Genomic DNA, 21,820 nt, shown 5'->3' on the forward strand with positions numbered 1-21,820 from the left:
CACTCACATCGCGATCGGCGCGAAATGATCGGTCGCGCGCACCAGCGCATCGATGTTCTCGGCTTCGAACGCCGAATGCCCCGATAGCGGCGAGACATGCAGTTCCGACTTCGGCCATGCCTTGTGCAGGTCGAAGGCGTTCTGCACCGGGCACACCACGTCGTAGCGCCCGTGCACGATCACGCCGGGAATGTCGGCAATCCGGTGTGCGTCGCGCAGCAACTGGTCGTCGACTTCGAAGAAGCCCTTGTTGACGAAATAGTGGTTCTCGATCCGAGCGAACGGCAACGCGAACTTCGGATCGCCGTGGCTGGTGACGTAATCGCCGGGAATGCGCAGATAGCTGGTGCCGCCCTCCCAGATCGCCCACGCCTGCGCCGCCGCCAGCCGCACCGACTCGTCTTCGCTGGTCAGGCGCTTGTGGTAGGCCGCCATCATGTCGCCGCGCTCGCCTTCCGGGATCACCGCGAGATAGTGCTGCCATGCATCCGGGAACAGGCGCGACGCGCCATCCTGGTAGAACCATTCGAGCTCCCAGCGCCGCAGCATGAAGATGCCGCGCAACACCAGCTCGGTCACGCGCTCGGGATGCGTCTCGGCGTAAGCCAGCGCCAGCGTCGAACCCCAGGATCCGCCGAAGACCTGCCAGTGTTCGATGCCGAGCATTTCGCGGATGCGTTCGATATCGGCGACGAGATCCCAGGTCGTGTTGTCGACGAGATCTGCGAACGGCGTGCTGCGACCGGAGCCACGCTGGTCGAACAGGATGATCCGGTACTTCTTTGGGTCATGGAAACGGCGCATGTTGGCGCCGCAGCCGGCACCGGGACCGCCGTGCAGCATCACCACCGGCTTGCCGTCGGGGTTGCCGCACTGTTCCCAATAGATGGAATGACGGTCGCTGACGGCGAGCATGCCGCTCTGGTACGGCTCGATCTCGGGGTAGAGGGTGCGCATGGGAATCCTGCGGTTGCGGTCAATGCGTGGAGTTTAATCGCCCCAGCGTGACACGATCGCGGCCTTCCAGATCGCGCCGCGTCGCCACTTCGGCGAAGCCTGCAGCTTCGAGCAATGCACGCACGGCATCGCCCTGGTCGTAACCGTGTTCCAGCATCAACCAACCGTCATCGCGAAGATGGGCCGGCGCATTCGCCACGATGATGCGGATGTCGTCGAGGCCGTCACTGCCCGATGACAATGCCGATGCCGGCTCAAAGCGCAGGTCGCCTTCGCCGAGATGGGGATCGCCGACTGCGACATAGGGTGGATTGCTGGCGATGAGATCGAAGCGTTCGCCTTGCAGCGGCGCGAACCATTCGCCGTGGCGGAATTCGACATTGGCGATGGCGAGTCGCCGTGCGTTGCGTTGTGCGACTTCCAGTGCGTCGCTGCTCGCGTCGGTGGCGATCACCCGCGATTGCTTGCGCTCGTGCGCGATGGCCAGCGCGATCGCACCGCTGCCGGTGCCGAGGTCGGCGACGGCGCCATCAGCCACCAACTTCTCCAGCGCCAGTTCCACCAGCAATTCGGTTTCCGGGCGCGGGATCAGCGTCGCCGGCGTGACTTCGAGATCGAGCGACCAGAAACCGCGTCGTCCGGTGAGATAGGCCACCGGCTCACCCTGTTCGCGCCGCTGCACCAGCAATTCGAAATTTCGCGCCTGCTCATGGCCGAGCACGGCGTCGCGATTGGTGAACAGCCAGGTCGGCGAACGGTCGATCACGTGCAGCAGCAGCCATTCGGCATCGACCGGATCGATGCGCTGGCTGGCGTCGGCAAGGAGTTCGCGGATGGGCGGGAAATTCATGGCGCAATGCTACCCGTCTCAGTCGTTGAGACGCCGCCGCCCCACCCTGCCGAGATGCACGGCCAGATCCGTTTCGACTTCCATTCCGGCATTCAGGGCGGGTCGGCGACTGCGGCGGATAATCCCGCCATGGCTTCGCATCCCGCTCTGGCGCAGTTCCACCCGGCCATCGCCGGCTGGTTCGCGCGCAGCTTCCCCAGCCCCACCGACGCCCAGGTCGCGGCGTGGCCTGCGATCGCCGCGGGACAGCACACGCTGGTGGCCGCGCCGACCGGATCGGGCAAGACGCTGACCGCCTTTCTTGCCGCCATCGACGCCCTGGTCCGCGACGGGCTGGCGCAGGGCGAGCTGCCGGAAGGTGTGCAGGTGTTGTACGTCTCGCCGCTCAAGGCGCTGTCGAACGACATCCATCTCAACCTCGAGGCGCCGCTGGCCGGCATCCGCGAGGAACTCGCCCGCCTCGGCCTGCCCGACGTGGCGATCCGCACCGCGGTGCGCACCGGCGACACCCCGCAGGGCGAACGCGCCGCGCTGCGCAAGCACCCGCCGCACATCCTGGTGACGACGCCGGAATCGCTCTACATCCTGCTTGGTTCGCAATCCGGACGCGACATGCTGGCCGGCGTGCGCACGGTGATCGTCGACGAAATCCACGCCGTGGTGCAGAGCAAGCGTGGCAGCCACCTTGCGTTGTCGCTGGAACGGCTGGATGCGCTGGCGGGACGCCGCATCGCCCGCGTCGGCCTGTCGGCGACGCAGAAACCGATCGAGGAAGTCGCGCGCTACCTGGTCGGTTCGGCGAACGTGGATGCCGACGGCAAGCCCGAATGCACGCTGATCGACATCGGCCACTCCAAGCCGCGCGACCTCGCGCTGGAACTCACGCCGGTGCCCTTGCAGGCGGTGATGTCGAACGAGCAGTGGGAGCTGGTCTACGACCGCATCGCCGAACTGGTCGACCAGCATCGCACCACGCTGGTCTTCGTCAACACGCGACGGATGGCCGAACGTGCATCGCGCCATCTCGCGGAGCGCCTCGGCAAGGAACACGTCGCCGCCCACCACGGGTCGCTGGCGAAGGAACTGCGGCTCGATGCCGAGCAGAAGCTCAAGCACGGCCAGTTGAAGGTGCTGGTGGCGACGGCGTCGCTGGAACTCGGCATCGACATCGGCGACGTCGACCTGGTCGTGCAGATCGGTTCGCCGCGCAGCATCGCCGCCTTCCTGCAGCGCGTCGGCCGCGCCAGCCACCATGTCGGCGGCATGCCCAAGGGCCGCATCGTCCCCACCACCCGCGACGAACTGGTGGAATGCGTGGCGTTGCTCGATTCGGTGCGTCGCCATGAACTCGATGTCCTGATCATGCCGCCGGCACCGGTCGATGTTCTCGCGCAGCAGATCGTCGCCGAAGTGGCCTGCCGGGAATGGAACGAGGACGCCCTCTTCGACACCCTGCGCCGTGCCTGGCCGTACTCGAAGCTGGAACGCGCGCTGTTCGATTCCGTGGTGAAGATGCTGGCGGAAGGATTCACCACCCGGCGCGGCACCCGCAGCGCGTGGATCCATCGCGACGCCGTGCACGGCCAGCTGCGCGCGCGCAAGGGTGCGCGCACCACCGCGACGATGTCGGGCGGCACCATTCCCGACACCGCCGACTACGCGGTGGTGCTGGAACCGCAGTCGGTGATGATCGGCACCGTCAACGAGGATTTCGCGATCGAAAGCCTCGCCGGCGACATTTTCCAGCTCGGCAATGCCAGTTACCGCATCCTGCGCGTCGAAGCCGGGCGACTGCGCGTGGAAGACGCCGAAGGCGTACCGCCCAACATCCCGTTCTGGCTGGGCGAAGCGCCGGGCCGCACCGACGAGCTCTCGCACAGCGTGTCGCGCCTGCGCGGCGAACTGGAAACGCAGCTGCGTGGAAATAACGGCGCGATCGACATCGCCGCTGCAATCGAATGGCTGCGCGCGGAACTCGGGCTGGACGAGAACGCCGCGCGCCAGATCGCCGAGTACTGCGCCGAACAACTCGCCGGTTTCGGCGTGTTGCCGACGCTGAAACGGATGACGATGGAGCGTTTCTTCGACGAGTCCGGCGGCACCCAGCTCGTCATCCATACGCCTTATGGCAGCCGCGTCAACCGCGCCTGGGGACTGGCGTTGCGCAAGCGCTTCTGCCGCAGCTTCAATTTCGAGTTGCAGGCCGCAGCGACCGAGAACGCGATCGTGCTGTCGCTTTCGACCAGCCACAGTTTCCCTTTGGATGACGTCGCCCACTTCCTGCATTCCAATTCGGCCAAGGACGTATTGGTGCAGGCGCTGCTCGATGCCCCGCTGTTTCCCGCGCGCTGGCGCTGGAACGCCACGACTGCACTGGCGCTGCCGCGCTTCATCGGCGGCAAGAAGGTCGCGCCGCAGTTGCAGCGCATGAAGTCGGAAGACCTGCTCGCCACCGTGTTCCCCGACCAGGTCGCCTGCCTGGAAAACATCGTCGGCGAGCGCGAGATTCCCGATCACCCGTTGGTCGCGCAGACGCTGTACGACTGCCTCGAAGAAGCGATGGACACCGAAGGCTGGCTGGCGATGTTGCGCAAGCTCGAGTCCGGCGACGTCAGCATCGTCGCGCGCGACCTCACCGCGCCCACGCCGTTCGCCGCCGAAGCCCTGAACGCGCAGCCCTACGCCTTCCTCGACGATGCGCCACTGGAGGAACGCCGCACCCAGGCCGTGCAGACGCGCCGCTACAGCGACCCGCAGCAAGCCTCCGATCTCGGCCGACTCGACATCGCCGCGATCGAACAGGTGCGCGAGGATGCCTGGCCGCAGGCGCGCAGCGACGACGAAGTGCATGACGCCCTGATGAGCCTCGGCGCGATCACCGCATCGGAAGCGGAAGCCAGCGACTGGTCGGAGACGCTGCGGAAACTGGCGAAGCAGCAGCGCGCGACACTGTTGATGGATGTTGATCTCTGGTGCGCCGCCGAACGCCTGACCATGCTGCAGGCGATCCATCCCGAAGCCGCGTTGCAGCCGCGCATCGACGCCGCGCCGGGTTACGCCGATCTTGCGTGGGCGCGCGAGGACGCCGTACGCGAACTGCTGCGGATGCGCCTGACCGGTTGCGGCCCGATCACTGTCGCAACACTCGCGGACGCGTTGGGCATCGATCCCGGCGACATCGATATCGGACTCGCCATGCTGGAACGCGACGGCTATGCCATGCGCGGTCGCTTCGATCCCGACATCGACGGCGAACAGTGGTGCGAACGCAACCTGCTCGCCCGCATCCACCGGCTGACACTGGGACGGCTGCGTCGCGAAATCGAACCGGTGCCGCCGCGCGATTTCCTGCGCTTCCTCTGCGAATGGCAGCACGTCGCGCCGTCGTCTCGCCTGCGCGGACCGGAGGCGCTGGCAGGCGTGCTGGCGCAGCTGGAAGGCTATGAAGCCGCGGCAGCGAGTTGGGAAGGCGAACTGCTGCCCGCACGCGTCGCCGACTATTCGATTCATTGGCTGGACGAACTCTGCCAGGCCGGACGCATCGCCTGGGCGCGCTTGCGTGCCCCCAGCGCGGAAGGTGGAGCAAAGGCGAATTCGCCGGTGCGGGCGACGCCGATCGTGCTGGTGCCGCGACGCACCCTGCCGCTGTGGTCGCGCCAGATCGATGCGGCACGTGACGATGCGCCGCTGTCCTCGCGCGCGCAGAAAGTCGCGGATGCACTGCGCGCGCACGGGGCCTCGTTCTTCGACGAACTGCTCGACGAATCGCGATTGCTGCAGACCGAACTCGAGGACGCGCTGGCCGAACTGGTCGCGCGCGGCATGGTCAGCTGCGACAGCTTCTCCGGCCTGCGCGCCTTGTTGCTGCCGCAGGGCAAGCGCCCCAAGGCGAGCGCACGTCGCGTGCGCCGCGGACTGGTGAGCGGCATCCGTGATGCCGGACGCTGGACGCTGGCACGCGCCCCACGCAAGCGCGATGCCGAAGATGCAACGTCCGATACCGACGACATCGAACAGATCGCACGCGTGCTGCTGCGCCGCTATGGCGTGGTGTGCTGGCGCATCCTCGAACGCGAGGCCGCGTGGTTGCCACCGTGGCGCGAACTGGTGCGCGTCTATCGCCGGCTGGAAGCACGCGGCGAACTGCGCGGCGGTCGTTTCGTCTCCGGGCTGGTCGGCGAACAGTTCGCGCTGCCGGAAGCGGTGGCCACCCTGCGCGCGATCCGCAAGAAAGCGCCCGACGGCGTGATGCTGCCGATCTCCGCCTTCGACCCGCTCAACCTGGTCGGCACCCTGCTGCCCGGTCCGCGCCTGCCGCGTATCGCCGGCGCCCGCCTGCTGGTCCGCGACGGCTTGCCGCTGGCCAGCCATGTCGCCGGCGAATTCGCCGCCCTGATCCCGCTGTCCCCGGAAGACGAGGCCGAGGCCCGCCGCCTGCTGCGGCTGGACCCGGCGCATGCCCGTCGAATCGATAGTCAAAATCTATCAATCGAATCACTATAATCGATTTGATTTAACTATCGACGACGCCTATCTTGGTCGTCACCGGATCGACGCAATCGTCGGTTCTCCTCTTTTCCAGCAATACCCACCACCCCAAGGAGCACGCAATGTCCCTCATCAACACCCAGGTCCAGCCGTTCAAGGCCCAGGCCTTCAAGGATGGCAAGTTCATCACCGTCAGCGACGCCGACCTGAAGGGCAAGTGGTCCGTGATCATCTTCATGCCGGCTGCCTTCACCTTCAATTGCCCGACCGAAATCGAAGACGCCGCCGAGCACTACGCCGAGTTCCAGAAGGCCGGCGCCGAAGTCTATGTCGTCACCACCGACACGCACTTCTCGCACAAGGTGTGGCACGAGACCTCGCAGGCCGTCGGCAAGGCCAAGTTCGCGCTGGTCGGCGATCCGACCCACGCGCTGTCGAAGGCGTTCGACGTGCTGATCCCGGAAGAAGGCCTGGCCCTGCGCGGCACCTTCATCATCAACCCGGAAGGCGTGATCAAGACGATGGAAGTGCACGACAACGCCATCGCCCGTGACGTCACCGAGACCGTGCGCAAGCTGCAGGCCGCCCAGTACGTCGCCAGCCACGACGGCGAAGTGTGCCCGGCCAAGTGGAAGGAAGGCGCCAACACGATCAAGCCGTCGATCGAACTGGTCGGCAAGATCTGATCCTCGCGATCGCCTGCCCTCTCCCGCAAGGAGAGGGTTGGGCCGAGCGGATGCACGCGTCCGCTCCGTCCAGCTCTCTCGCCCCATCCCAGAAGTTGTTTCGTCGCGATGCGCCGGAACGCCGAATCGTGTCCGCAAGGAGAACCTCATGCTCGACAACGAACTGAAAACCCAACTCGCCGGACTGCTGCAGAACCTGCGCACGCCGATCGAACTGGTCGCGCACCTCGACGGCGGCGACACATCGAAGGAAACACGCGCCCTGCTGGCCGACATCGTCGATGCCGGCGCCGGCAAGGTCACCCTGCGCGACGCCGCTTCAAATGAAGGCGAGCGCGTCCCGAGTTTCCAGATCACCCGCCACGGCGAGGACACCGGCGTGCGTTTCGCCGGCCTTCCGCTTGGCCACGAATTCACTTCGCTGGTGCTGGCGTTGCTGCACGTCGGCAAGCATCCGCCGCGCCTCGACGACGAGGTCATCGCGCAGATCGAAGCGCTCGATGGCGAGTACGTCTTCGAAACCTATTTCTCGCAGTCCTGCCAGAACTGCCCGGACGTGGTGCAGAGCCTCAACACCATGGCCGCGCTGAACCCGCGCATCCGCCACATCGCCATCGACGGCGCCTCGTTCCAGAAGGAAGTGGAAGAACGCGAAATCCTCACCGTGCCGCAGGTCTTCCTCAACGGCCAGCCGTTCGTGCAGGGCAGGATGACGGTTCCGGAATTCCTCGCCAAGCTCGACAGCGGCGCGGCAGCGCGCGCAGCCGAAGCGTTGAAGGACATCGAACCCTTCGACGTGCTCGTCGTCGGCGGTGGTCCGGCCGGCGCCGCGGCCGCGATCTACGCCGCGCGCAAGGGCATCCGCACCGGCATCGTCGCCGAGCGCTTCGGTGGCCAGGTGCAGGACACCATGGCGATCGAGAATTTCATCTCGGTCGAATACACCGAAGGTCCGAAGCTGAGCGCCGCGCTGGAAGCGCACGTGCGCAGCTACGGCGTCGAAATGATTCCGCTGCAGCGCGCGGAAGAGCTGATCCCGGCGAAGGAAGTCGGTGGACTGGTCGGCGTGCGCCTGGCCAGCGGGCCGGTGTTGCAGGCGCGTTCCGTCGTGCTCGCACCGGGTGCGCGCTGGCGTCAGACCGGCGTGCCCGGCGAATCCGAACACCGTAACAAGGGCGTGACCTACTGCCCGCACTGCGACGGTCCGTTGTTCAAGGGCAAGAAGGTCGCGGTGATCGGCGGCGGCAACTCCGGCGTTGAAGCGGCGATCGATCTTGCCGGCATCGTCGACCATGTCACCGTGCTCGAGTTCGACGGCAAGTTGCGCGCGGACGAAGTTCTGCAACGCAAGTTGCGCAGTCTGCCCAACTGCACCGTGCACGTGAACGCGCAGACCACCGGCATGCACGGCGATGGCAGCAAGCTCAACGCGCTCAGCTATACCGATCGCAGCAGCGGCGAAACCCGCCAGCTCGACCTCTCCGGCGTGTTCGTGCAGATCGGCCTGCTGCCCAACAGCGAATGGCTGAAGGGCGCGATCGAACTGACGAACCGTGGCGAGATCGTCATCAACGATCGCGGCGAGACTTCGCTGCCGGGCGTGTTCGCCGCCGGCGACGCCACCACGGTGCCGTTCAAGCAGATCGTGATCGCGATGGGCGCGGGTTCGACCGCCGCACTCTCGGCCTTCGACTACCTGATCCGCACCAGCGCGCCTGCCGAAGCCGAAGCCAAGGCCGCCTGATCAACACGGAGACGACGATGCATCCGTTCGAACTGCTGCGTATCGACCACGTGGTGTTGCGCGTCAGCGATCCCGAGAGATCGCTGGCGTTCTATCGCGACGTGCTCGGCTGCGGCATCGCGCGCCGTCGCGACGACCTCGGCCTGATCCACCTGCGCTGCGGCGCCTCGATGATCGACCTGGTCGACATCCACGGGAAACTCGGCCAGCCAGGCGGAGCCGCCGCCGGCGAACAGGCGCGCAATGTCGATCATGTCTGCCTGCGCATCGAACCGTTCGATGAGGCGGCACTGGTTGCACATCTTGCCCGGCACGGATTGCAGCCGACGGGGGCCGCGCAATCGAACTTCGGCGCAGAAGGCGATGGCCCGTCGATCTACCTTCGCGACCCCGATGGCAATACCATCGAACTGAAGGGGCCTTCGCCCACCGTAGGTATGATCGATCCATGAACCTGCGCGACCTCCGCTACCTGGTGGCATTGTCCGACCTCCGCCACTTCGGTCGCGCGGCGCAGGCCTGCCATGTCAGCCAGCCGACGCTGTCGATGCAGATCAAGAAGCTGGAGGAAGAGTTCGGCGTGCCGCTGGTGGAACGCGCACCGCGACGGGTGATGCTGACGCCGGTCGGACGCGAGATCGTCGATCGCGCCAAGCACGTCATCCACGATGTCGAACAAATGAAGGAACTGGCGCGTCGCAGCCGCGATCCCGAAGCCGGCAGCCTGCGCCTCGGCGCGTTTCCGACGCTTGGCCCCTATCTGTTGCCGCATGTGTTGCCGGCACTGCGCAAGCGCTTCCCGAAGATGGAATTGCTGCTGAGCGAGGAAAAGAGCGACGTGCTGGTGTCCGACCTGCGCGAAGGCAAGCTCGACGCCGCCTTCCTCGCGTTGCCGTTGAGCGACGACCGTCTGTACGCCGAACCGCTGTTCGAGGAAGCGTTCCTGCTGGCGGTGCCGAGCGGCCATCACCTCGCCAATGCCAGGCACCTGCGAATCGGCGACCTGGTCGACGAACAATTGCTGTTGCTCGACGACGGCCACTGCCTGCGCGAGCAGGCGCTCGACGTCTGCGAGCTTGCGGGCGCGCATGAGAAACCCGGATTCCGCGCCACCAGCCTGGAAACGCTGCGGCAGATGGTCGCACTCGGCAATGGCGTGACCCTGCTGCCCGACCTGTCGGTGCGACCGCCGCACGTGCAGCCGGAAGGACTGGAACTGGTGCGCTTCGAAGCGCCCGCGCCGCATCGGCGGATCGCGCTGGCTTGGCGCGGCAGTTCGCCGCTCGATGGATTGCTGCGCAACGTCGCGGCGACCGTGCGCGGCGCGATCGCCGAATGATGATGGCCTGGCGCGTCGCGCTGTGGTCGCTGGGCGCCTGCGTGCTGGCCTTGGCGGTATGGATCGGCATCGTGCAATGGCAGGATGCGCATTCGCCGCGGATGCAGCAGGCAAAAGCCGTGCTTCCCGCGACGCCGTGGTTCCAGGCATCACCCTATGCACCACCGATACGGCCGCAACAGGTCGTCGCGAATCCCGCTTGCCCGCAGCCTCAAACCACCGGCGATGGCGAAGCGCCCTTGCAGACGTCGGTGCCGAACGGCGTTTCGACATTCAATGTCGCGCATGGCCGCCTCGACGCGCTGGCCGGTTTCAGCGTCGATGCCCGCGTGCTGTCGCGCCGCGAGTACGGCGACGATCGTCCCGCGCTGTTCTCGCCGATCGACCTCGCACTGGGCTGGGGACCGATGACCGATACCGCGACGATCGCCCAGCTCAACGTGCGCCAGTCGAACCGCTGGTATCGCTATGGCTGGATCGGCAATCCGCCGCTCGATCCCGGCGTGATCGCCCGCAGCAGCGCCAACATGCACATGATCCCCTCCAATACCGCGGTCGAAAAAGCGCTGGATGCGGTGCAACGCGACGACCGCGTGCGCATCGACGGCTGGCTGGTGGAAGCGCACGATCGCGGCGGCTGGAACTGGCGCAGTTCGATGACGCGCGACGATACCGGCGCCGGCGCCTGCGAGGTCATTTACGTGTGCCGGGTGACGCGGTTCTGAGAAGGACTACTGACCGGTCGCCGGCGCTTCCGGCTCGGCATCGGGCGGCAGCTGCGGCTTCGATTTCGTCTTCAATCCGGCGATGAAGATGCCGGCGAGGCTGACCGCCAGGCCCAGCCATTGCCGCGACGTCGGCGTGTGCGGGAACACCAGGATGTCGAGCAGGTAGGCGACGATCGGCTGCAGCAGCAGCAACAGGCCAACCATGCCGGCGCCAAGCGATTGCATCGCGCGCGAGATCAGGATCCAGCCGAGGCAGTGGCCGAACACCGCCAGCACGACCAATACCACCGCGGACTGCGTGTCGGGAATCGCGAAGGAATCGCCTTCCACCAGCGCGGCGACGCCGAGCAGCAGCGCACAACCTGCCGACGCGAAGCACAGCACCTGTTCCACCGGCACGCGCGCATGGACCTTGGCGACTTCCTCCTGCGCGCGCTTGATGCCGACGTTGTAGAACGCATAGGCAATACCGGTCGCGAGCCCGAGCCAGACACCCCAGTGATAACTCTCCGGCAGCGTCGCCCAATCGCCGCCCAGCAGCAGCCACAGGCCGAAGAAGGCGCACAGCAATCCGAGATAGAAGCGCCCGCCCAGGCGTTCGCCGAACACCAGCACCCCGGCGACCGCCATGAAGAACACCTGCGTGTTAGCCAGCAGCGTCGACAAACCCGGCCCGACGATCAGGATGCTCCGGTGCCACATCCACAGGTCGCAGGCGAACGCGATCGCGGGCACCGCGATCCACATCCAGGCCGAACGCGGCATGCGTTTCCAGCCGTGGCGGAACTGCACCAGCAGCGCCAGCACGATCGCCGCCAGCAACATGCGCCAGAACGCCGAGACCGTCGGCGAGGTGTGCGATAGCCGCACCATCATGCCGTTGGTGCCGATGATCGCCGCGCCGACCAGCATCCGGGTCAGCGCAGCACGCGATGCCTGTTGCGTCATCTATCCGTTGCTCAGGCGCCGGTTCCCACCGGGCACGACACGCCGGTGCCGCCGAGTCCGCAATAGCCGTCGGGATTCTTGGCGAGGTATTGCTGGTGCTCGTTCTCGGCGTAGTAGAACTCCGGCGCGGGGAACACGATCTCGGTGGTGATCTGGGCGAGTCCCGCCGCGGTCAGCCGCTTCTGGTAGTCGTCGCGACTGGCCAGCGCCAGCGCATGTTGTTCCGGCGTGGTGCACTGGATCGCCGAACGGTACTGGGTGCCGATATCGCCACCCTGGCGCATGCCCTGGGTGGGATCGTGGTTTTCCCAGAACGCCTGCAGCAACGCGCCATAGCCGATGATCTTCGGGTCGAAGATCACCCGCACGATTTCCGCATGGCCGGTTTCGCCGGTGCAGACTTCGCGATAGGTCGGATTCGGCGTGTATCCGCCGGCATAACCGGGCGCGGTGCTGATGACGCCGGGCATCGACCAGAACATCCGCTCCGCCCCCCAGAAGCAGCCCATGCCGAAACGGGCATCGCCGTAACCGGCGAATTCATCGCGCAAGGGACCGCCAATCACGAAATGGACGTTGTCGATCGCCATCGGCGTGGCACGTCCCGGAAGCGCGCGCTCGGGCGCGATCATGCGATCCTTCCACGGCCCGATACCACCCATGTCCGTTGCTCCTTTCACCAGGAACAACAGTTTACCAGCGGCTACTCCGAGGCCGGATCAAACGCGGCGGCATCGAGATCGAAGCGCACCTGGTTGCGGCCACGGCGCTTGGCGTCGTACAGCGCCTGGTCGGCGCGATCGAGCAAGTGCGCGGGCTTGGCTTCGTCGCGACGGCGCATCGCGATGCCGACGCTGATGGTGATCGGGATCGACCGGCCTTCCCACTCGACCTCCAGCGTTTGCACCGCGGCGCGGATGCGTTCACCCAATTGCTGCGCCACCGCCAGCGGCGCACCCGGCGACACCACCACGAATTCCTCGCCGCCATAGCGCCCGAGCAAGTCGCCGGAACGCAGGCTGGAACGCAACAGGCGGGCGACGGCGCGCAGGCATTCGTCGCCAGCGGCATGGCCGAACTCGTCGTTGATGCGCTTGAAATGGTCGATGTCGAGGAACAACACCGCGAGTGGCGAACGCGTGCGCGCGGCCTGGGCGAGCGAGGCGGCAAGATCGACGTCGAGCGAATTGCGGTTGAGGACGCCAGTCAAGGCATCGATGCGCGCGTTCGCGATCAGCGCACGCGCCTCGCGCTGCTGCTCGAGCGCTTCGCGTACCGCATTCGCCATGCTTGCCAGCGCGGCGAGGTCGGCCGCGCTCAGGGCCGGGGCATCGGCGCCGCGTTCGATCACCAGCACCGAATGGCTGCCCTTCAATATCTGTGCCGGCACCAGCACCGAACGCAAACCGCGCCCGACCACCGGCGTGTGGTTCTCGATCGGCGCCGCACCCGTCGCCACCGATTCCACCCAGTTGCGCCGCGGCGCCAGCCAGCCGCGCAATTCGTCGAGCATGGTCGTCGGCAGCGCATACGCCTGCGGGGCGCGTCGGCCGGGGAACTGCACCAGGCCCGCGCCTTCCAGCCCGAGGCAGGCCGTCGCAGCCCCCAGCAGGCGATGGATCGCCGCGAATTCCAGTTCGGGGTCGGCGATGTCGCCCAGGGAATGGGCGAGATCGCGCTCAAGCTCGCGCACCGCGGTTTGCGCATCCATCTGCCGACGCAGCTGTTGCTGGTTCTGGCGCGCACGCGCCAGCTCGATCCGGTAACTCTCGATGCGCCGCACCAGGCTGATCGCCACCACCGTGCACAACATGGCGCCGGTGATCTGCAACAGTCGCCCGGCCCACCACCAATGCGCGATCAGGCCGGTCTCGTAGGCGAGATGGGCGAGGCTCGAGAAGAACGAGACCAGCACCGCCACCAGCACGGCCACGCGATGCGGAATACCGTTGCGATAGGCGCGCACGCAGAACGCCAGGCCGATGAGCGCAAGGACGAACCACGATCCCTGGCCCAGCGCCCACGCCACCACCGGCGGCAACGGCAGGAACAGCAATGCGGCGGACGCGATGATGGCGGCGATCACGATCGCCACGGACAATCGTCGCCATTGGCTGGCGCGCGCTTCGCCGGGCAATGCCCCGTGTTCCTGCACCAGCACGATGCCGGCGGCGATGCCGAGGATCATCAGCACCGAGGTGCCGTGGTTGCCGAAACTGCCGTACCAGGCCATCGCCGGGATCTGGTACAGGTGTCCGTTCACCGACATCAGCACCAGCAAGCGCAGCAACGCGAACCACGAGAAGGCCAGCATGCTGCGCTGCCCGGTGGCGATGTAGAGCGCGATCACCACCAGCGCCAGCACCAGGTAGACGGCGTAGCTCATCGCGGCTGTACCGGCGATCCGGCGATCGTCGCGCCCGGCCAGCAGGTGCGGCTCGAGTCGTCCCATCAGCGCGGTCGGCGTCGCCGATTGCGCGCGGATGCGCAGGTGCAGATCCCCTTGGCGCGGCACCATCACGTTGAACTGGTAGGACGAGGTCAGGCCCGGCAGGCGTTCGCGATTCACTTCATAGAAGCCGTCCCGCACCACCTGTCCGGTCACCAGGTCCTCGACCTCGATGCGGTCGAGCGCGGTGCGCTCGAAACGCAGCGCGACGATGCCCTGTTCGCGCATGGCTTCCGGCACGCTGGCGACGAGATCGAAACTGACCGGCTGGTTGCCGCCGGGAACGCGCGCGACCATGCCATCGTCATCCGGGCCGCTCTCGCCCTGCTGGACAGCGACACCAGACTCGGAATGCCAGGCCAGCGGAAACGAAGGCGCCGGCGGCATGAAGATCCGTCCGAGCAAGGCGATGCAGACCGCACCCAGCAAGGCCACCAGGACGGCCAGCTGCACGCGATCGGACCAGCGCTCGAATCGGGGGAAGAATGAGCCGGACATGAGGCGCATACGCTACTGCGCATCCGGCCCCGCGGCTACCTGCTAAAACCCGCTTACTGTGACCGATGGCGCAAGTCGATTCCGCAGACCCGGTACACTGCGCACACCGTTCCAGTTCCAGCATCGCATGTCCGAGCTTCCGACCACGCCGGCACCCGCCGAGCGTACCGATTTCATCCGCAACATCGTCCGCGACGACCTCGCCGCCGGCCGCCATGCCGCGGTCAAGACCCGTTTCCCGCCGGAGCCGAACGGCTACCTGCATCTCGGCCACGTGCGCGCCATCCACGCCAACTTCGGCATCGCCGGCGAATTCCACGGTTCCTGCAACCTGCGCTTCGACGACACCAATCCCGCCAAGGAAGATCCCGAATACGTGCAGGCGATCCAGGACGACGTGACCTGGCTCGGCTACCAGTGGCGCGACTTGCGCCACGCTTCCGATTATTTCGACGTGCTCTATCTCGGCGCGGAACAGCTGATCCGCGACGGCAAGGCTTTCGTCTGCGACCTCAGCGCCGAGGAAGTGCGCGCCACCCGCGGCAACCTGACCGAACCCGGCACCAACTCGCCCTATCGCGATCGCAGCGTCGAGGAGAACCTCGACCTGTTCAAGCGCATGCGCGCCGGCGAGTTCGCCGATGGCACACGCACCTTGCGCGCCAAGATCGACATGGCCTCGCCCAACATGAACCTGCGCGACCCGGCGCTCTATCGCATCAAGCATGTCGAACACCAGAACACCGGCGACGCCTGGCCGATCTACCCGATGTACGACTACGCGCACGCGATTTCCGACGCCATCGAAGGCATCACCCATTCGCTGTGCTCGCTCGAATTCGAGGACCATCGCCCGCTCTACGACTGGGCGGTCGACAACGTCGCGCTGACGCGCCATCCCGACCTGCTCAAGCCGCTCACCGACAAGGGCCTGCCCAACGAAGCCGACAAGCCGCGGCAGATCGAGTTCTCGCGACTCAATCTCGACTACACGGTGATGAGCAAGCGCAAGCTGATGGCGCTGGTGCAGGAAGGACTGGTCTCGGGCTGGGACGATCCGCGCATGCCGACGCTGCAGGGCATCCGCCGTCGCGGCTACACGCCGGAAGCGCTCAAGCTGTTCGTGGGGCGTCTCGGCCTGTCGAAGCAGAACTCGACGATCGACTACACCGTGCTCGAGAACACCTTGCGCGAGGATCTCGACGCGCGCGCACAGCGCCGGATGGCGGTGCTCGATCCGTTGAAGCTCGTGATCAACAACCTGCCGGCCGATCATCGCGAAACGTTGCGGTTCCACAATCACCCCAAGGACGAAGGCGCGGGCGAGCGCGACGTCACCTTCTCCAACGCCTTGTGGATCGAGCGCGAGGATTTCGCCGAGGTCCCGCCGAAGGGCTGGAAGCGACTCGTGCCCGGCGGCGAAGTGCGCCTGCGCGGCGCCGGCATCTTCCGCTGCGACGACATCGTGAAGAATGACGCCGGCGAGATCGTCGAATTGCAGGGCTGGCTCGATCCGGAATCGCGCCCGGGCATGGAAGGCGCCAACCGCAAGGTCAAGGGCACCATCCACTGGGTGGACGCCGCGACCGCGGTGCCGACCGAATTCCGCCTCTACGACCGCCTGTTCACCGCTGCCGACCCTGACGACGATAGCGACGGCAAGGGCTATCGCGACCACCTGAACCCGGAATCGCAGCGCAACGTTCGCGGTTATGTCGAAGCCGACGCCGCCGACGCCGCGCCGGAAACCCGCTTCCAGTTCGAACGCGTCGGCTACTTCGTCGCCGACCGTCGCGATCATTCCCCCGCGAACCCGGTGTTCAATCGCGCGGTGACCCTGCGCGATACCTGGATGCAGAAGGAAGGCTGAGTCGCGATGCTGCCGTTGCAACTCCATCTCACCCTGCCGATCTGGGCGCACGAGTTCCCGCTTGCCGATCGCTACGAAAGCGACGACGACAAGGTCGCGCTGGCGGTGGCGCTGTCGAAGCGCAATATCGAAGCCGGCAGCGGCGGCCCGTTCGGCGCGGCGGTGTTCTCGCCGGATCACAAGGTGATCGCGATCGGCGTCAATCGCGTCGTGCCGCAATCGTGTTCGGTGGCGCACGGCGAAATGATGGCCTTCATGCTGGCGCAGCAACGCCTGCAGCGACCGCGCCTCAACCGCAACGACGACGGCAGCGTGTGGGGGCCGGTGACGCTGGCGACTTCGGCGCAACCGTGCTGCCAGTGCTATGGCGCCAGCGTATGGGCCGGCATCGATCGCCTGCTGATCGGCGCGCGTGCCGAAGACGTGATGGCGCTGACCGAATTCGACGAAGGCCCGTTGCCTGCCGACTGGATCGGCGAACTGCAACGCCGCGACATCGAAGTGGTGCGCGACCTGCAACGCGATGCCGCCTGCGCCGTGTTGCGCGCGTTCGGCGAGAGCGGGACGCATTACTGATGGCTGCACTCTCCGGCCTGCTGTGCTGGTGCCGGGCGGGATTCGAACCGGAACTGGCCGCGGAACTCGGCGATCGCGCCGCGCTGCTCGGCCATCCCGGCTACGCCCAGACCAATCGCGACAGCGGCTACGTGCTGTTTCATTGCGAGAACGGCGCGGCACTGGACGATGCATTGTCGTGGCGCGAACTGGTGTTCGCCCGCCAGAAGCTGCGATTGATCGCCGAACTTTCCGATCTCGATCCCGCCGATCGCATCACGCCCCTGATCGCCGCGCTGCGCGAATCCGGCGACGGTCCGTTCAACGATGTCTGGGTCGAACATTCCGATTCCGACGAAGGCCGCCCGCTGTCGGGACTGGCGCGCAGCTTCGGCAATGCGTTGCGTCCGGCATTGAAGCGGGAAGGACTGCTCGATCCAAAGGCGCGGCGTAGATTGCACGTCGCCTTCATCGACGGTCGCCACGCCTACCTCGCCAGCGCCGATCGCGACGACAGCGCGCCATGGCCGCTCGGCATTCCGCGCTTGCGCATGCATGCCGACGCGCCATCGCGTTCGGCGTTGAAGCTCGACGAAGCGCTGGGCGTGTTGATCACCCCGGAAGAACGGGAAGCCTGGCTGCAGCCCGGCATGCGCGCCGCCGACCTGGGCGCCGCGCCCGGCGGCTGGACCTGGGTGTTGCTGCGGCAGGGCCTGAGCGTCATCGCGATCGACAACGGTCCGCTGCGCCCGCACCTGTTCGACATCGGGCAAGTCACCCACCTGCGCGAGGACGGCTTCTCCTGGCATCCGCAGGAGCGGCTCGACTGGATGGTCTGCGACATGGTGGAACAGCCGATCCGCGTCGCCGAACGCATGGCGTCCTGGCTGCGCGAAGGCTGGTGCCGGCGCATGATCTTCAATCTGAAATTGCCGATGAAGAAGCGCTGGCTGGAAACGCAACGCTGCCTCGACCTGTTCCGTGCCCAGTGCGGTGGCGAAGTCGATCTGCGCGCGCGCCAGCTGTATCACGATCGCGAAGAGATCACGGTATTCGCTGCATACGCGAATACACGCTGACACTGATCGCATTCATTTCGCGCATATCGCGCATTCACTTTTTTGCTGTCCGCTTTCGCGACGGATTGCGTTGCATCTATGTCGATGCCGCGATTTCTTGCCTGAAAGCGATTAGCCTGAACATCGATTCATGGATTTAGCGCGGCGTTAACTTGCACGATTGCGCATCCGAATTACGGTCGGGCCTCCCCCAACACGTTGTAGAGGTTCCCGCAATGAATCGCACTTCCCTGTTCATCGCAACCGCCGCATTGCTCGCCTCCTCCGGCCTGGTTTCGGCACAGACCGCGCCGCAATCGGCTCCGCAGCAGGCACCGGCTTCTTCATCGCCGAGCACCACGCAGACGCCACCGGCGACCGACAGCATGTCGACCCCGGCGCAGACCGCACCGGCGACGCCCGCAGCGGATCCGATGGCCACGACACCGACCGATCCGGCAAGCACCGGCAACAAGGACACCAAGAAAAAGAAGCACGGCAAGAAGGACAAGGACGCGACCCCGGCACCGGCCACCACCACGCCGTAAGCCGATGACATGCCCCGCTACGGCGGGGCATTGTTTTTGCGATCAGATTCCCGCGGCGTGGCGCCACAGTGCGTGGCGCAACATCGGCACGCGACCGGCGATGCCCAGTGCATGCCCGCGCAGCAAGGTGGTCACGGGAAAGTCGTTCGAATACGCACGATTGATCGTCTCGAACGCCAGGGTCGACACGGCATTGTCGCTGCGGCGTTCGCGCGCCCAGCGCTGCAAGCGCGCCGGCGCATCGAAATCGCGGCCCTTCGCCTTGGCGTCGTGCACGCTGTGCAACCAGGCCGAGACGTCGCGCAGGCCAAGATTCACGCCCTGCCCGGCCAGCGGATGCACCACATGGGCGGCATCGCCCATCAGCAATACGCGTTCCGCGCGTTGCGCGCGTGCCAGCTTGCGTCGCAACGGAAAGGCAGCGCGCGCCGAATCGAGCTCCAGCGCACCGAGACAGGCATCGGAAGCGCGGGTGAGTTCATGATTGAACGCGGCAGTGTCCACCTCCTGCAAGCGCCGTGCCTCGTCGACCGGCAATGACCACACGATCGAACTGCGCCCTTCCGTGCACGGCAGCAAGGCCAACGGACCACCGGGCAGGAAGCGCTGGAACGCGGTCTGCGCATGCGGCCGTTCGCTGCGCACATAGGCCACCAGCCCGAGCTGGTCGTAGTCGCGATCATCGGTCGCGATGCCGGCGAGTTCGCGCAAAGCGGATTGACCGCCATCGGCGGCGATCGCGATGCGCGCATCCAGCGTCCCGCCATCGTCCAGCGTGATCCGGACGCCGCCTTCGTCCTGTTCAAGGCCAGTCACGCGTGCCGGGCAACGCACGACGACGCCACGCCGCTCCAGCTGCCGCCACAAACACTCGACCAGCAATCCGTGTTCGACGATCCAGCCCAGTTGCGGCCGCGCCAGTTCATCGGCGTCGAATTCCAGCGCATCGCCACCGGCCGCGTCCCACACCCGCATGCGCCGGTACGGTTGCACGCGCTGGCGCGCGGCCTCTTCCCACACATTCAGGCCATCAAGCAACGCCGCATTGTCGGGGGCGAAAGCGTAGACGCGCAGATCCGGCTTGGCTGGCGACCATGCCGGCGGTTCCGTTGCTTCCACCAGCGCGACATCGAGCCCGGCATCGGCCATGCCCAGCGCGCAGGCGATGCCGACCACGCCGCCACCGACGACCACGGCATCGAAACGACCGCGACTGCTTCTTGCGGACACGGTCATCGCGCGACCTCGCGGCACAGCGCCGGGACATCGCCGCGATACCCCATCGCGCCGCCGACCAGCATCGACTGCACCGCATCCACCTGCGCGATGGCGCCCATGCCCAGCGTGCGCAGCGGCCGCAGCAGTGGCGACGGGTTGGCGGCAAGCCGTGCAAGTCCATCGGAAAAAGCGATGGTGCGCGAACGATCTTCCACGCGTCGTTGCGCGTAACGCTGCAACACCTCGTTCGCGCCGGCATCGGCCACGGAAGCAGCGATGCATTCGACCAGCGTCAAGGCATCGCGCAGGCCGAGGTTGAAGCCCTGCGCACCGATGGGATGGATGGTCTGGGCGGCATTGCCGATGACCACGCCACGCGAGGCGGTCAATCGCTCTGCCAGGGCGCGCTGCGCCGGATAGCGACTGCGCGGCCCCGCGGAAAGAAAACGTCCTGCGCGCCAACCGAAAGCGTCCTGGATGCGCGCGCACCACGCTTCGTCATCCAGCGCGGCGACGGCATCGGCTTCGTCGGCGGACACCGCATGCACCACGCCGTAATGGCGATCGCCGCGCGGCAGCAGCGCGGTCGGACCATCGTCGGTCAGGCGTTCGTAGGCCGTGCCGTCCGGCGCGCGATCGCAACGCATGCGCGCCACGAACAATGTCTTGCCGTAATCGTGATGCTCGGCCGCGATGCCGAGCGCCGCACGCACCATGCTCTGCGTGCCATCGGCGCCGACCAGCAACCGCGTCATCAGTTGGTGTTCGCCTTCGCCATCGGCGACGCGCACGACGCGGGCATCGCCATCGATACCCGACTCGATGAAGCGCGCAGGACGATAGCGAGTGAGATGGCGCAATTCGCCCAGCCGCGCTTCCAGCGCCTCGCCGAAATCGCTGGCGACGACGACCTGCCCGAACGCCTCGCGATCGTAGTCGCGGGCATCGAGCTCGACGCGACCGAAATCGCCGCGACGACTGACATGGATGCGGCGGATCGGCCCTGCCGGCGTGCGCAACAAGCGCCACACGACGAGATTGGCCAGGGCGTTGCAGGTCGCTTCGGCGAAACTGAGGTTGCGCTGGTCGAACACCGCCGGCAGCGCACCGGCGGGCGCGGCTTCCACCATGGCGACGTCGAGGCCGAGGCCGTCGAGGGCGATCGCCAGGCTGGCACCCACCAGCCCGCCACCGACGATGACGATGTCATGGCGGCGCACCGCGGCGCCGGGCGTTGTGGGGGCGTGTTCTGGCATGACGCGCTATGCTAACGGCTTCCGCACCATCTTCCGTTGAAGCCGATGAACCGCACCGACCAGACTTCCGCCCTCGCCGCCGGCCCGTGGACGCTTGCCGCGATGATCGCCGCCGCGGCGCTGACCCGCCTGCTGCCGCATCCGCCGAATTTCTCGCCGGTCGAAGCCATGGCCCTGTTCGGTGGCGCCTATTTCGCTTCGCGCCGCACCGCGCTGTGGATCCCGCTGGTCGCGATGCTGGTGTCGGACGTGGCGCTCGGCCTGCTCAATGGCGGCACCTACGCCGATTACGTTGGCCACCTGTCGTTCTGGCTGGTCTATGCCTGCATCGCCCTGACCACGTTCGCCGGCTTCTCGCTGCGCGGTCGCGTCAGCGGCGCGCGCGTGCTCGGCTGGTCGCTGGCCGGCTCGATCTTCTTCTTCCTCGTCACCAACTTCGGCGTGTGGGCCAGCGGCACCATGTACCCGAAGAACGGCGCCGGCCTGATGGCCTGCTACGCCGCCGGCATCCCGTTCTTCAAGTGGACCGTGCTCGGCACCCTGCTGTATTCGGCCGTGCTGTTTGGCGGCTTCGAACTGCTGCGTCGCCGCGTTCCGGCGCTGCGCGCACAGACGGTGTGATCGCGCC

Annotated in this window: 18 protein-coding genes; 11 read left to right on the forward strand and 7 right to left on the reverse strand. The window is 66.5% G+C overall.

Annotated elements, in window-relative coordinates:
- Positions 1–3: 3 nt before the first annotated feature.
- Together pip and prmC are read right to left on the reverse strand one after the other, a co-directional pair.
- Positions 4–957: a prolyl aminopeptidase gene (gene pip / locus ABE093_RS00290; protein ID WP_430758866.1), complete on the reverse strand. Its 954-nt coding sequence runs from the start codon at positions 955–957 to the stop codon at positions 4–6.
- Between the two features lie 19 nt (positions 958–976).
- A complete protein-coding gene (prmC, locus tag ABE093_RS00295) occupies positions 977–1,807 on the reverse strand; it encodes a peptide chain release factor N(5)-glutamine methyltransferase (RefSeq protein WP_430758867.1) in 831 nt (276 codons plus the stop codon).
- A gap of 129 nt (positions 1,808–1,936) precedes the next feature.
- Here prmC and ABE093_RS00300 point away from each other — a divergent pair, with 129 nt between their 5' ends.
- The 6 genes from ABE093_RS00300 to ABE093_RS00325 all read left to right on the forward strand — a co-directional run bounded on the left by ABE093_RS00300 (position 1,937) and on the right by ABE093_RS00325 (position 10,789).
- Positions 1,937–6,310 (forward strand): DEAD/DEAH box helicase, encoded by a 4,374-nt coding sequence (locus ABE093_RS00300; protein ID WP_430758868.1) that lies wholly within the window; start codon positions 1,937–1,939, stop codon positions 6,308–6,310.
- Between the two features lie 107 nt (positions 6,311–6,417).
- The gene (ahpC, locus tag ABE093_RS00305) at positions 6,418–6,981 is read left to right on the forward strand and encodes an alkyl hydroperoxide reductase subunit C (RefSeq protein WP_430758869.1); all 564 of its coding nucleotides are present in this window, start codon (positions 6,418–6,420) and stop codon (positions 6,979–6,981) included.
- Between the two features lie 148 nt (positions 6,982–7,129).
- Positions 7,130–8,725 carry an alkyl hydroperoxide reductase subunit F gene (ahpF, locus tag ABE093_RS00310; RefSeq protein WP_430758870.1) on the forward strand — a complete coding sequence of 532 codons (1,596 nt, stop codon included), beginning with the start codon at positions 7,130–7,132 and terminating at the stop codon, positions 8,723–8,725.
- 17 nt (positions 8,726–8,742) lie between these two features.
- Positions 8,743–9,177 carry a VOC family protein gene (locus tag ABE093_RS00315; protein WP_430758871.1) on the forward strand — a complete coding sequence of 145 codons (435 nt, stop codon included), beginning with the start codon at positions 8,743–8,745 and terminating at the stop codon, positions 9,175–9,177.
- The gene (locus tag ABE093_RS00320; protein ID WP_430758872.1) at positions 9,174–10,064 is read left to right on the forward strand and encodes a LysR substrate-binding domain-containing protein; all 891 of its coding nucleotides are present in this window, start codon (positions 9,174–9,176) and stop codon (positions 10,062–10,064) included. The genes ABE093_RS00315 and ABE093_RS00320 overlap by 4 nt, the downstream gene beginning before the upstream one ends.
- Positions 10,065–10,066: 2 nt before the next feature.
- Positions 10,067–10,789 (forward strand): hypothetical protein, encoded by a 723-nt coding sequence (locus tag ABE093_RS00325; RefSeq protein WP_430758873.1) that lies wholly within the window; start codon positions 10,067–10,069, stop codon positions 10,787–10,789.
- Between the two features lie 6 nt (positions 10,790–10,795).
- Here ABE093_RS00325 and ABE093_RS00330 read toward each other — a convergent pair whose 3' ends face one another.
- Genes ABE093_RS00330 through ABE093_RS00340 form a run of 3 tightly spaced genes read right to left on the reverse strand, consistent with a single transcriptional unit; the run spans position 10,796 to position 14,687 of the window.
- A complete protein-coding gene (locus ABE093_RS00330; protein ID WP_430758874.1) occupies positions 10,796–11,740 on the reverse strand; it encodes a DMT family transporter in 945 nt (314 codons plus the stop codon).
- 11 nt (positions 11,741–11,751) lie between these two features.
- Entirely contained in the window at positions 11,752–12,402 is a 651-nt protein-coding gene (msrA, locus tag ABE093_RS00335; protein ID WP_430758913.1) for a peptide-methionine (S)-S-oxide reductase MsrA, read from the reverse strand.
- Between the two features lie 41 nt (positions 12,403–12,443).
- Positions 12,444–14,687, reverse strand: a complete 2,244-nt coding sequence (locus tag ABE093_RS00340) for a diguanylate cyclase domain-containing protein (protein WP_430758875.1) — start codon at positions 14,685–14,687, stop codon at positions 12,444–12,446.
- A 127-nt stretch (positions 14,688–14,814) separates the two neighbouring features.
- Here ABE093_RS00340 and ABE093_RS00345 point away from each other — a divergent pair, with 127 nt between their 5' ends.
- The 4 genes from ABE093_RS00345 to ABE093_RS00360 all read left to right on the forward strand — a co-directional run bounded on the left by ABE093_RS00345 (position 14,815) and on the right by ABE093_RS00360 (position 18,718).
- Positions 14,815–16,557, forward strand: a complete 1,743-nt coding sequence (locus tag ABE093_RS00345; RefSeq protein ID WP_430758876.1) for a glutamine--tRNA ligase/YqeY domain fusion protein — start codon at positions 14,815–14,817, stop codon at positions 16,555–16,557.
- 6 nt (positions 16,558–16,563) lie between these two features.
- The gene (locus tag ABE093_RS00350) at positions 16,564–17,133 is read left to right on the forward strand and encodes a nucleoside deaminase (protein ID WP_430758877.1); all 570 of its coding nucleotides are present in this window, start codon (positions 16,564–16,566) and stop codon (positions 17,131–17,133) included.
- The gene (gene rlmM, locus ABE093_RS00355) at positions 17,133–18,191 is read left to right on the forward strand and encodes a 23S rRNA (cytidine(2498)-2'-O)-methyltransferase RlmM (RefSeq protein ID WP_430758878.1); all 1,059 of its coding nucleotides are present in this window, start codon (positions 17,133–17,135) and stop codon (positions 18,189–18,191) included. The genes ABE093_RS00350 and rlmM overlap by 1 nt, the downstream gene beginning before the upstream one ends.
- A 215-nt stretch (positions 18,192–18,406) precedes the next feature.
- Positions 18,407–18,718: a hypothetical protein gene (locus tag ABE093_RS00360; protein WP_430758879.1), complete on the forward strand. Its 312-nt coding sequence runs from the start codon at positions 18,407–18,409 to the stop codon at positions 18,716–18,718.
- A gap of 42 nt (positions 18,719–18,760) precedes the next feature.
- Here the strand turns inward: ABE093_RS00360 and ABE093_RS00365 are convergent, their stop codons facing one another.
- Both ABE093_RS00365 and ubiH read right to left on the reverse strand, forming a co-directional pair.
- On the reverse strand, positions 18,761–19,954 hold the full coding sequence (locus ABE093_RS00365; RefSeq protein ID WP_430758880.1) for an FAD-dependent oxidoreductase: 1,194 nt from the start codon (positions 19,952–19,954) through the stop codon (positions 18,761–18,763).
- Positions 19,951–21,192 (reverse strand): 2-octaprenyl-6-methoxyphenyl hydroxylase, encoded by a 1,242-nt coding sequence (gene ubiH, locus ABE093_RS00370; RefSeq protein WP_430758881.1) that lies wholly within the window; start codon positions 21,190–21,192, stop codon positions 19,951–19,953. The genes ABE093_RS00365 and ubiH overlap by 4 nt, the downstream gene beginning before the upstream one ends.
- A 45-nt stretch (positions 21,193–21,237) precedes the next feature.
- On the opposite strand from ubiH, the gene ABE093_RS00375 reads away from it, so the two are divergent.
- Positions 21,238–21,813, forward strand: a complete 576-nt coding sequence (locus ABE093_RS00375; RefSeq protein WP_430758882.1) for a DUF6580 family putative transport protein — start codon at positions 21,238–21,240, stop codon at positions 21,811–21,813.
- Positions 21,814–21,820 lie beyond the last annotated feature (7 nt).

Source organism: Solilutibacter silvestris (assembly GCF_050574925.1).
Classification (GTDB): Bacteria; Pseudomonadota; Gammaproteobacteria; order Xanthomonadales; family Xanthomonadaceae; genus Solilutibacter; species Solilutibacter silvestris_A.